Below are 12,448 nucleotides of genomic sequence, written 5' to 3' on the forward strand. Positions count from 1 at the left end.
TAGGTAAGATTCCCAGCATCACTTACTCTCTAGACTACATGTCTGTTAAAAATTGTCTTCTGTTAATGTAATTTCTCTTTATATTTTAGCGTTTTCGGCCGTTTTGTCAACCTTATTCGGCTGGCTCAACCCATTCATCTGCCCAACGATGTAAATTGTTGAAGATTTTTTGTAAGTCTTGGCCTTTTTCTGTCAATGTATAAACCGTGATGATATGACCATTCGTTTCTGACTCTTCTTTCTGCACAATACCTTCTTCAGTTAATTCCCGCAATCTTTCAATTAAGACACGGTCGGAAATACCGTTAATTGAATCGCGTAATTGACCAAATCGTAATGGCGTTGCTAACAATACTTCAATAATTAAGCTATTCCACTTTTTACCAATCACTTTGCAAGCATGTTCCATCTTGCTGCACATTACCGGTAAGTCTGGTTGTTTAATGGTAATTTCCATCTTGATCAATCTCCTCTTGTATTTCTACTAATTCTTCTTTTTCTTCTAATGAAACTTCTTGATTGCTAATTCTAGCAAGCGCTGGAATAACTAATTTACCAACGAAATATCTAAATGATTTCATCATTTTCTTTTGGGATAAATTAGCTAAGCTTGGCTTAACAAAGTCTTCGGTTGCAATATATTTATCCACAAATGTCACGACATAAGATTCTTTATAGCGCGGAAAATTCGGGGTGGCAAGCCACATGTGTTTTAGAATAATATCTTCCTCAACTTGTGATAAATCCGCCACCACACGCGCGTTAATCAAAGCAATTTTAGGATGGTTCCTTAAGTGAGATCCTTTAGAAAAAGTAACCTCACCTGGCACATAATAAAATAAATCATGTAGTAAACCGGCACGTGCGCAAGCCTTGAAGTCCCATCCTAATGACCTAGCTACTTTATATGACATATAAGAAACTAGATAGGAGTGGGTTAAGCGATTGCCATGGACATGTTGCTTGAAATAGGCTAAGTCTGTTACAAAGGGATGGTTTTTAATATCCGCAATGATTTGCATATACTCTGAATCGTCTTCCCAAAAATAATGTTCTTGTTCCGTCACGATAATCACCCTTTTTTCCAACGATTCCCAACATCAACTGATTTTGCTATGCTCACGTACCCCTTTTCAAATCTCGTAACAGTTTCATCACAACCTATTTTTAGAAGAAAATAATCTAGTCTTGGATGGGAAATTGATACATGACTATCGCCCCAGCAACTGCAACATTCAAAGATTCTGCAGATCCAGACATGGGGATATATAAAGCCGCATCTGCTAATTGACTAGTTTTTTGACTTACACCGTTACCTTCATTTCCCATAACCAAGGCCCATTTACCTTTCGATTTTAAATCAAAGGCATTACTTGCTTTTGCTTGGTTGTTTAGTTCTGTTGTTGTAATAAAATAGCCAGCCTCTTGTAATTGTGGAATGATTTCTACCAAGTCAACCTCATAAGTATTCACTGCAAAATGACTACCTTGCATAGATCTAAGAACCTTATCATTATATAAGTCAACCGTACCTAATCCTAATAAGACATCTTGGTAACCGAAAGCGTCCGCAGTCCGGATTAAAGTACCTAAGTTCCCCGGATCTTGCACTTGATCTAAAATCAGTAATCCTTTTGACAAGTGGTCAATGTCCAATGACTTAGCTTGCGGTATGTTGGCTACTGCGAAGATATCTTGGTGGTGATCTGTTTGGCTTAGTGCCTTCGCCACCTCAGGCGTTACCTGTGTCAGCGGCAAATCAGCTTTTAAAGCTTGAACTTGCATCACATTTTGATGGCTACTTTCAGGCACATAGTAAATCATTTGAATCTCTGCATCCGCCTTGACGGCCATCTCTACAAGGTGTGGCCCTTCCAGCAAATACTGGCCTGCTTTTTTGCGGCCTTTACGGGTAAAAAGTTTCTTTAATTCTTTAATCTGTTGATTTTGAACAGATGAAATTAAGCGTTCTACCATAGGCTTATGCGTTTTCTGGCTTAATCAATTCGTAAATGGCTTCAGCGTAAATAGCTGCTGATTTCATTAAGTCACGAACCGCAAAGAATTCATTGGCTTGGTGCATAGTGTCTACTGAATCTGGGAATAATGCACCAAAGGCTACACCGCGTTTTAGTAAACGGCCGTAGGTTCCCCCACCGATTGAACGTTCTTGCCCTTTTTCGCCTGTTTGATTTTCATAAACAGCTAGTAAAGTTTGCACCAAAGGATCATCTGCTGGTACGTAATGCGGTACTTTATTAGTTTTCGTACCATCTACAAAGTTGTAGTGGTAAGTTTCTCCGTGCGCCGCAAATGTTGCATCAATTTCACTGTATTCTTTACCCCGTGGTACACGAATATTTAAGACTGTGTATAATTTACCGTCTTCTTCGCCAACCAAACCTGGGTTTACAGTTACTTTACCCATAATTTCATCTTCATGGGCAATACCTAATTTTTCACCATTAAAGTCTAAATGTAATAGGTCACCTAAGAATTTCAATAGGTCATCTTGGGCTAAATCATCGTCTAATTGTAATAATAATTTAGATAAATATGTTGCCGCATTATATCCAACACTTGGATTCATTGCGTGAACGCCTTTACCTTCAACAGTAATTGCCGTTGCATCAGCGTCTGGACTTACAATGATTGTGATTTCTGGATTAGCTGCTTGGAAATCGGCAACGATTTGGTTGACATCAGAGGTCAATCCAGTCACAACTGCATGTGCTTCACCCGGTACCATGTTTTCACGAAGACCACTTTCAAATGAAAGTAATTTTTCAGAACGACGGTCGAATATTAGCTTAGCTGAGTACATCCCTTTTTCCCCATTAATAATTGGGAAGTCCGCGTCTGGAGAGAAACCAAAATCTGGTTCTTCTTCTACTTCGAAGTAACGTGTTACACCTTGCCATTCACTTTCTTCGTCAGTACCAACGATAAAACGAACACGTTTCTCAACTGGTAGGCCTAATTCTTTGATGACTTTCAAGCCGTAGTAGGCAGCCATTAAAGGACCTTTATCGTCTGAAGCACCACGGGCGTAGATGCGGTCGTTGATAATTTCAGGTTTGAATGGATCAGTATCCCATTTATCGTCTACTGGAACAACGTCTACGTGGGCTAAAACGCCAAGCGTTTCATCGCCTGTACCGAATTCAGCATGACCTGCAAGGTTATCAACGTTTTTAGTTGTGAAGCCATCGCGTTCAGCAATCTTCAAGAAAGTTTCTAATGCCTCTTTAGGGCCAGGTCCAACAGGTGCATCTGCACTTGCTTTACTGTCGTCACGCACACTGTTTACGCTTAATAATGTAAATAAGTCATTGATTAAGTCATCTTTACGATTGTTGATTTCTTCTTGCCAATTAATTGTCATTTAGAATCCTCCTAGAAATTTATTCTTGTTTATATTTTAGCACAGATTTGACGATAACTCACATAATACAACTAACAAATTGTAAGGGTTCGAGCTAGATCGCTCAGCTCAACAACACTGGAAGAATAGTTTGTATCACACAAAATGTGATGCAAACTATTTTGAAGTGGACTTGAGCTGATCTAGTGAACCCGACGATAGTACAAAGTTAAAAAGGTATTGAGTTTATAGACTGCTTGTAGTTAGCCTTCTGCTAAAAAATAATTCGGCAACTTTCGATAGTTAAGTCTAGGCACTTTTGAAGTCAGACAACTGCAATCGACAACTTTTCTCCATCAAAAAAGCTAGGTGCGTGACCTAGCTTCATGAATGGTTATTCTGTGATATCTAATGCTTTGCCTTCAAAGATGGCGTCGTATAGGTCTTGATAGTCTACTTGAACGAATTCACCTTCTGCTAAGGCATCCGGCAGTGTCAATTGACCAATACGTTGTCTATGTAGCTGCACGACTTCACAATCAACAGCATGGAACATGCGCTTAACTTGGTGGTACTTACCTTCTGCTATGACCACGCGGGCTAAGGATTGGCCAGCTTCTTCGTCTACTTGGTCGATGAAGAGTTGTGCTGGCTTTGTTTTTTCACCTTGGCCAATGTCCAATCCTTTTTCAAATTGGTCAATATGCTTGTCTGATAATAACCCATCAACAAGAACAGCGTATTCCTTTTCCACGTGTTTCTTAGGGGCCATTAAGGCATGGTTGAATTGGCCATCGTTGGTGATCAGTAGCAGACCTGTTGTGTCTTTATCTAGGCGTCCAACTGGAAATGGTTCGTAGGTTAAGACCAGGTCTTCTGGTAACAGGTCAATCACGGTGTCCCAACGGTTGTCTTCGGTTGCAGATATAACGCCGTCTGGCTTGTGCATCATGAAATAAACATAAGGTTCATAGACGAGTTCTTGACCATCCACTTCCACCTTGTCCTCTGTTACATTGACTGGTAGATTGGGCTTCTTGGCTACAGAACCATTGACATAAATAGCGGATTTTTTGATTAAAGTCTTCACGTCACTTCGGCTATAAGGGGTCATGCTAGAGACAAATTTATCTAAACGTTGAGTGTTTTTCCCTGTTTTTTTATTTGTCATAGCGGCCCATTCCTAATTTCGCACGAAGCATTTTGGCCTTGTCGCCAAGTAGCGTATCTAATAGTTTGAAGCGTAAGCCACCAATGACATAAACTGCTACCCCAACACCAGCTACAATCACGATTTGGGCCACTTGGTGCACAATTGAGATTTCAGGTGATAAGATTGTGCGTCGTAAGAAATGGTTGACTAACCAAGTGGCAATACCCATAGCACCAGATAACAAAGTAATGCCCTTGATTTGGTTTAGGACTTCTACTACCGATAAGTTGATACGGACTCTTAAGCGCCACAAATAAAATATGGCAATTCCGATAAAAGCTGTTCCAGTAGCTAATAAGGCACCTGATGTGCTAAAAATCGCTAGGAAAGGTACTTGTAAGACCAATTTAAGGGTAATCCCAATGACCATCCCCATAATGGCGTCTTTAAAGAAGGACATGGCTTGTAACATAGCAACAAGAACTGAAAACAGCCCCATGGTCACAGCTACTGCCGCTGCTAATTGTAATAGTGAGGTACCTAGTGGATCGTGGGTAAAGATGATCGCGTACAAGGGCTCAGCTAAAACCGCCATCCCGATTGCAGATGGGAACATGACTAGTGAGAATAATTTCAAGTTGTGGCCGATTAACCCTTTTGTTTCTGGAAAATCTTGCGTGGCATGTCGGTCAATACGTCTTGGCAGTGCTTTGTTTGCCAGCTTGGCCTCGATACCCCTTTTCTCCTCTGAATAGGTAGCTGAAATAACAGCGATGGATGTCGAACCGATGGCAACAGCTAGGGAAACGATGATGGTCACGAGTTTATTGGCGTTGGCACCGAAAATGGCGTATTCATTAATTAATTGATCATGTGAAAGATGAGAAACGCGCGCCATTATCGGCATGTAGGTGTTCGTATCGACTAAACGAGATAGTTCGATTGCTGAACCAGAAACGATGAATGGAATAGCAATCATCACGATTTCGAGTAATAGATTTTTGGAAGAGACGTAGGTTTCTTCCTTAACCGCGTACAATTCTTCTTCCTTATTGTAACCTTTGCGGTAGCGCATAAAGAAGAATACCAATGTGGCTAAGGCTGCTAGCGCCCCAAGGAAGGCCGCAAATGTTGAGTGAGTTACAGCTTTGACCATCTCGCCATTATTGATCACCCGGATGATATAAACTGCGCCTAACATGTATAAGACACGTAAAATTTGTTCAGTAATTTGTGAAATCGCAGATGGTTTCATATCTTGGTGACCTTGGAAGTAACCACGGATAACTGAAATTGTTGGTAGAACAACTAAAGCTGGCACCAGAGACCGGATAACCAAGACTACTGAATCGAAATCGCGAGCTGGCGTTGATTGGGCCAAAATAGGTGCGAATGTCCAAAGTAGCACACCCCCAACTAGACCGGTGATGGTCATTAAGGCTAGCCCTGCCTTGAACAAGCGTTTGGCCGTTTTATAGTAGCCGCGTGCGTTATAATAAGCCATTTGCTTGGCGATTGAATCTGGTACCCCAGCGATTGTAATGGACAAGAAAATCGCGTAGTAACTATACCCAATATTGAACAAGGAATTGGCTTCATTGGCGATGTGCGGTTCGCCCATCCAATTGTACCAAGGCATGATGTAAAGGACCCCTAAGATCCGTGACACCATTGAGGCAATGGTCATCCAAGACGCCCCAGCATTCATTTTTTCTTGTGCGCTGGCACTTGGTTTTCTAGGTGGAAGATCTAGTGGATCCACTTCTTCAGGTTGAATCACTTCCTCCACTTCATCAGTCCGATTTAAATTCGGATCGTCTATACCCATATTTATTTAGCTCCTTATACAATAATTTTGATTTATTTCAATATTTCATATTTATTTATCTTTGAAAAACACTTAGCTTTCATTTTATATAATACGCCCCGTCATTTCAATCATCATCAGATTAAAAAGACCTTAAGTTTTAAAGGAAAGACTGTAAAAATTTGGCCTTTAGGCAGGTATATAACAAGCATATTATATCAGAAAATCTGAAGTTGAATTCACCAACTCGTCAACAATAGTGGCATGCGATATTACTAACAGCTTCGACTACCTTCAATTTCCAAGGCAATGATAAGTAAAGCTTTAGTCGCAACAAATTAAACTTCTCAAATAAAAACTGACAGTTATGTAGTCTACATAACTGTCAGTTTATGATTTGTCTGAGTGTTATTGTTGGTTCGCTTTTAGTTTTGATACGAAGTTAGATAAGTCCCCTAAGAATAGTTCAAATTGTAAACCATTCATCATAACATCTGGATCATCTAATGATTTTTCGATAATTTTTGGAATGTAGTCCACCGCTAATTGGCTAGCCACTTTAACAGATGCACCATTTGCTAATGCACCAACAAAGATTGAACCGAAGATATCACCAGTACCGTGGAATTTACCACCGATAAATGGTCCAGTCGCTAAACCTTTTTCACCAGTCTCTACGTCCAAGTAGTAAGCACCAGTTTGGCTTTCACCGTCATATCCTGCACCAGTTAATACAACTGAAGCATTGGTTTGTTTACGAACTAATGTTAAGAATTCGTCAATTTTTTCTTGTGACCAGATACCTTCAGTATACTCCACACCATACAAGAAGCTCGCTTCTGTTTGGTTAGGCATAATCACATCTGCCATCGCGCATAAATTCAACATTTCTTTAGCATATTCTTCGTCAAAACCGTAGTAGAAACTACCATTGTCAGCCATAACAGGATCAAGATAGAATTTTGCATCATCTTTTAATAATTTTGGCAATTCTTTCTCTAAAAACTTGATTTGTCGAACGCTACCTAAGTAACCTACATATGCTGCATCAAATTTTAAGCCAAATGAGTGCCAATGATCCACGATTTTTTCCATTTCATCAGTTAAATCTAGAAATGTGAATCCTTCAAATCCAGGCCCTGTATGTGTTGATAACAAGGCTGTTGGTAAAATAGTTCCTTGTAGGTGCATACTTGATAGAATTGGTAATGCCACTGTTGTAGAACATTTACCGAAGCTAGAAGCATCGTGAATAATTAAAATATTTTTCATGTAAAATTCATCTCCCCTTAATTAAAACTAACCATATTATACACAAGACAGATATGATGTCTACTAATTTGCCACAATATTGACTAGTTTGTTTGGTACAACGATTTCTTTGCGAATTGTTTTACCAGCAATTGCTTCTTGCACTTTCTCGTTTGCATGGGCAATTTCTAACAATGCTTCTTTGGCACTATCATTAGGCACTTGTAACTTCGCTTTGATTTTACCATTCACTTGAACAACGATTTCGATTTCATCGTCAACGATCATCGCTGGATCATATGTTGGCCAGTCTACGTATGAAATACCAGGTTCGTTTCCAACAATTACCCACATTTCTTCTGCTAAATGCGGAGCGATTGGGGCAATCAATTGAATAAAGCCTTTCACGTATTCATAGTATAGGCTTTCAGCTTTATTAGCTTCATTTACAAATACCATCATTTGAGAAATGGCTGTATTAAAGTGTAGGTTGTCAAAGTCTTCCGTTACTTTTTGAACTGTTTGGTGGTAAACTTTGTCTAATTCACCTGTGTTCATTGTCGTAATACGGTCACGCATTTTGCCATTTTCATCAACTAGTAAACGCCATACACGTTCTAAGAAACGACGAGAACCTTCAAGGCCATTCTCAGACCAAGCGATTGACGCATCTAGAGGGCCCATGAACATTTCATATAGACGCAAGGTATCTGCCCCGTATTGGTTGACTACATCATCAGGGTTTACAACGTTCCCTTTAGATTTAGACATTTTCTCATTACCTTCACCAAGAATCATCCCTTGGTTATATAGTTTTTGGAATGGTTCTTCATTTGGTACAACGCCTAAATCATATAGGAACATATTCCAGAAACGTGCATATAGTAAATGCAATACCGCATGCTCTGCCCCACCTATATACAAGTCCACATTGTACCAGTAGTCTAAAGCTTCTTGAGAAGCAAATTCATTTGAATTTTTAGGGTCGATATAACGTAGGAAGTACCATGATGAACCTGCCCATTGTGGCATTGTGTTTGTTTCACGGCGGCCTTTCATGCCTGTTTCAGGATCAGTGACATATAACCACTCTTCAATATTGGCTAATGGAGATTCACCTGTACCAGATGGTTTAATGTTGTCAGTTTTTGGTAAACGAACTGGTAGCTCATCTTCTGGAACTGCAGTTGTTGTGCCATCTTCCCAATGGATAATTGGAATTGGTTCACCCCAGTAACGTTGACGAGAGAAGACCCAGTCACGTAAACGGTATGTTGTTTGACGTTCACCGCGACCTGAAGCTGTTAACATTTCAATCGCTTTTTCAGTAGCTTCTGCAGTTTCTAAACCGTTTAATTCACCTGAATTAATGTGAGGACCGTCTCCGGTGTATGCTTCAACAGCAACATCGCCACCTTCAATTACCGGTTGAATTGGTAGGTTGAATTGTTTAGCGAATTCGTAGTCACGACTATCATGGGCAGGAACCGCCATAACAGCACCCGTACCATATGAAGCTAAAACATAGTCTGCAACCCAGATTTCAAATGGTTCACCAGTTAATGGGTGGATACCGTAAGCACCGGTGAATACCCCAGTTTTTTCTTTGGCTAAATCTGTCCGGTCTAAGTCAGATTTCATTGAAGCTGCAAGTAAATAAGCTTCCACTTCTTCACGTTGCTTTTCAGTCACGATTTGACGCACCAAGTCATGTTCAGGTGCTAAAACAGCGAAAGTTAAGCCGTAAATAGTGTCTGGACGCGTCGTAAAGGCATCAAAAGTTAAGTCGTGATCTTTAATATCGAAAGTTAATTGCGCACCTTCTGATTTACCAATCCAGTGACGTTGCATTTCAACAACTGAATTTGGCCAGTCAACATTTTCCAATCCATCTAATAAACGGTCAGCGTAAGCAGTAATCCGTAATACCCATTGTTTCATTGGTTTACGAACGACAGGGTGGCCACCACGTTCAGACTTACCGTCGATGACTTCTTCATTGGCTAAGACTGTTCCTAGGGCTTCACACCAGTTAACCAAGATTTCGTCTTCATAGGCTAAACCTTTTTCATATAATTTAGTGAAAATCCATTGTGTCCATTTGTAGAATTTTGGATCTGTTGTATTGATTTCACGGTCCCAATCATAAGAAAAACCTAGTGATTTGATTTGACGTTTGAATGTGGCGATATTTTTCGCAGTGAAATCAACTGGGTCATTCCCTGTGTCTAATGCATATTGCTCAGCTGGTAACCCAAACGCATCCCAGCCCATTGGGTGCAAGACGTTATAACCTTGTGCACGTTTATAACGAGACATAATATCCGTTGCAGTATACCCTTCTGGATGCCCTACGTGTAGTCCAGCCCCTGATGGGTAAGGGAACATGTCTAGTGCGTAATATTTAGGTTTTGAATAATCCTCTAAAGTTTTAAACTCTTTATTCTCGTCCCAATATTTCTGCCATTTCTTCTCAATTACTTTATGATTAAAAGCCATTATTTTCTGTCTCTCCTTTAATTGTGAAAATAAAAAAGGCCCTATATACGTCAAAAAAACGTATATAGGACGAAATAATTTCGTGGTACCACCTATGATTTGTACTCTTCATACCGATAACGTTGGCGTGACGTGGTAACGGATCTTACTGTCGTCACCAACTTATAATCCAGCCTAATTCACACGGGGTTCAAATATACTCACACCAACCGTATACTCGCTTTATTGAACACACCTTGTTACTACCTCTGAAAAAGTTCAAATATTGCCTTTATTCTAGCACTTTCACCCAGTAAAAGCAAACCCACTCAATCCAGATTTTCCGGGCTTATTTGGCTTTTCTAGCAGCTAACTGACCCTTAATGGTATCAAAGACTACTTGCACTGGCATTTCTTTGTGGGCAAATAATTGGTAGTTTAATTTAGCTTGGTAAACTAACATATCTAAACCACCAATGACCACACAATTTCTTGCTTTTGCTTGTTGCATAAACCGGGTTTCCATAGGTTCGTAAATCACGTCCATGACCACTGTCCCCTCTTGTAACCAGTTTTCGTCCGCCAAAATGGATTGGCCCTGGCTTGATCCCATCCCTAGGCTCGTTGATTGAATCACGATTTCAGCATGCTTGACTGCTTGACCTACATGATCTTGGTCTGAGAGGTCAATCAGTTTTAAATTGATTTGTGGGTAATCCGCTCTTAAAGCATCGCACAACTTAATCAATAGGTCTTTTTCTTGGATATTTCGTGCCACCACAGAAATATCTGTCATGCCCTCAATGATGGCCTGGACAATAATGACCCTAGTCGTTGCGCCAGATCCGTAAACGACTAACCGCTTGCCGACAAGGTCCACGCCCCTATTTTTCACGGCAAGCCATAAGCCGGCACCATCAGTATTGTAGCCTATCCATTGCCCATTGTCGTCTCGGGTAATCATGTTGATAGCGTTGACATATTGACTAGCAGCATCTAAGCGGTCTACCGTCTGCATGGCATTGAATTTCCCTGGCATGGTAATGTTAATCCCTTGAACGTCTAGGGCTTTCAAATGCTCGATTCGGTCAATTGTGTCATCTTCGCCCGTTTCAAAAGCGATGTAGACCATATTCAGGTCTTGGGCTTTAAAAGATGTATTGTAAATAATTGGTGAAAGTGAGTGGCTCAAGGGTTGGCCAATCACTGCTGCAAACTTCGTTGTCCCGTTAATATCTGTAATTGAGTCCACGCTTTAAGCCCCCGCTTCTACGATTGTGATAGGTAATTTATCGGTTTTTAGGTCAGTGAAAATGGTCTCTAACCAGCCGGCATATTGGTCAAAAGTAATGGTTTTAAGTTCACATTTACCGAATGATTCAGGGAAGATTTCTGTAATTTCCCCACCCCGACGCTTCTTGTCGTTGGTCATGGCAGCAAGAATATCCTCAAAGGTATGCTCTTTTGACACATGCACTTGGTCTAATAGATGGTATTGGTTGAGTAAATTGTTAAAACGATCAGCCAAACTTAATGCTGTCAGCCCTTCTTTTTCAGCCATTAATTGGGTCAAAATCATCCCCGTTGCAACGCCTCGACCGTGGGAAACTTTGTAATGTGATACTTGTTCAATCGCGTGTCCAATAGTATGACCAAAGTTCAATAATTGACGCAAGCCTAAATCTAGTTCGTCTTCTAAAACAACGCTTCGTTTAATCTCAACACAACGTTTAACAACAGCTGCCAAGTCTTCGCTCAAGGCATTTAAAGGTTGGTCGCGGGTCATTAAGTTGTTCAGTAAATCACTGTCTAAAATCATGCCGTATTTAATTAATTCGGCACACCCATCTTCGAAAATACTTTGCGATAAAGTATGGAAGGTAGTTAAGTCACAAAGGACGCGTGCTGGCTGATAAAAGGCGCCAACTAGGTTTTTACCCTGGGGTAAGTCGATGGCCGTTTTGCCGCCTACTGAAGAATCAATAGCTGAAAGTAAGGTCGTCGGAATTTGAATGTAAGGAATGCCACGCAAGTAAGTCGCTGCTGTAAATCCAACTAGATCACCAATTACCCCACCTCCCAAGGCAATCAGGACGTCTGAACGTGAATAATTCAAAGTTGCCAACTCTTCTTGCAGGCGGATGTAGTTTGCAGATGATTTCTGGGCTTCTCCGGCCGGTAAGGTTATGGTGTTGACATCAGTCGTAATTGGGCTAATCGCCTCTTGTAAGGTCCCTAGGTAACCATATGAAGCGACGTTTTCGTCAGTAACGATCATCACCTTACGTTGCTGAACTAAATCTTCCAGATGGTGTCCGGCATTTTTAATCAAATCGTTGTCAATGATCACATCGTAGGGATTGGCAACTGCTACATTTACATTTTCCAATTTCAT

General features: G+C 40.6%; 10 protein-coding genes. All 10 read right to left on the reverse strand.

The genetic code is table 11. The features are described from left to right. Nucleotides 1-112: 112 nt before the first annotated feature. A complete protein-coding gene (locus tag ACUW85_RS04190) occupies nt 113-457 on the reverse strand; it encodes a winged helix-turn-helix transcriptional regulator (protein ID WP_016896912.1) in 345 nt (114 codons plus the stop codon). Continuing rightward, nucleotides 441-1,067, reverse strand: a complete 627-nt coding sequence (locus tag ACUW85_RS04195) for an HD domain-containing protein (protein WP_048727901.1) — start codon at nt 1,065-1,067, stop codon at nt 441-443. Before ACUW85_RS04195 ends, ACUW85_RS04190 begins: the two co-directional genes overlap by 17 nt. Before the next feature lie 115 nt (nt 1,068-1,182). Next, a complete protein-coding gene (locus ACUW85_RS04200; RefSeq protein WP_048727898.1) occupies nt 1,183-1,977 on the reverse strand; it encodes a TrmH family RNA methyltransferase in 795 nt (264 codons plus the stop codon). 4 nt (nt 1,978-1,981) lie between these two features. Further along, nucleotides 1,982-3,385 carry a dipeptidase PepV gene (gene pepV, locus ACUW85_RS04205; RefSeq protein ID WP_048727895.1) on the reverse strand — a complete coding sequence of 468 codons (1,404 nt, stop codon included), beginning with the start codon at nt 3,383-3,385 and terminating at the stop codon, nt 1,982-1,984. A 373-nt stretch (nt 3,386-3,758) separates the two neighbouring features. Further along, complete coding sequence (locus ACUW85_RS04210; protein WP_149255788.1) at nt 3,759-4,535, reverse strand: pseudouridine synthase; 777 nt, start codon at nt 4,533-4,535, stop codon at nt 3,759-3,761. Further along, complete coding sequence (locus ACUW85_RS04215) at nt 4,525-6,345, reverse strand: putative polysaccharide biosynthesis protein (RefSeq protein ID WP_182023349.1); 1,821 nt, start codon at nt 6,343-6,345, stop codon at nt 4,525-4,527. Before ACUW85_RS04215 ends, ACUW85_RS04210 begins: the two co-directional genes overlap by 11 nt. A 387-nt stretch (nt 6,346-6,732) precedes the next feature. Continuing rightward, nucleotides 6,733-7,596, reverse strand: a complete 864-nt coding sequence (locus ACUW85_RS04220) for a pyridoxamine kinase (RefSeq protein WP_149358050.1) — start codon at nt 7,594-7,596, stop codon at nt 6,733-6,735. A gap of 63 nt (nt 7,597-7,659) precedes the next feature. After that, nucleotides 7,660-10,074, reverse strand: a complete 2,415-nt coding sequence (gene leuS, locus ACUW85_RS04225; protein ID WP_149255790.1) for a leucine--tRNA ligase — start codon at nt 10,072-10,074, stop codon at nt 7,660-7,662. Between the two features lie 328 nt (nt 10,075-10,402). Beyond that, on the reverse strand, nt 10,403-11,305 hold the full coding sequence (locus tag ACUW85_RS04230) for a shikimate dehydrogenase family protein (protein WP_182023348.1): 903 nt from the start codon (nt 11,303-11,305) through the stop codon (nt 10,403-10,405). A gap of 3 nt (nt 11,306-11,308) precedes the next feature. Continuing rightward, on the reverse strand, nt 11,309-12,448 hold the full coding sequence (aroB, locus tag ACUW85_RS04235) for a 3-dehydroquinate synthase (protein ID WP_182023347.1): 1,140 nt from the start codon (nt 12,446-12,448) through the stop codon (nt 11,309-11,311).

The sequence above is a fragment of the Aerococcus sp. 150760013-2 genome (genome assembly GCF_053627715.1).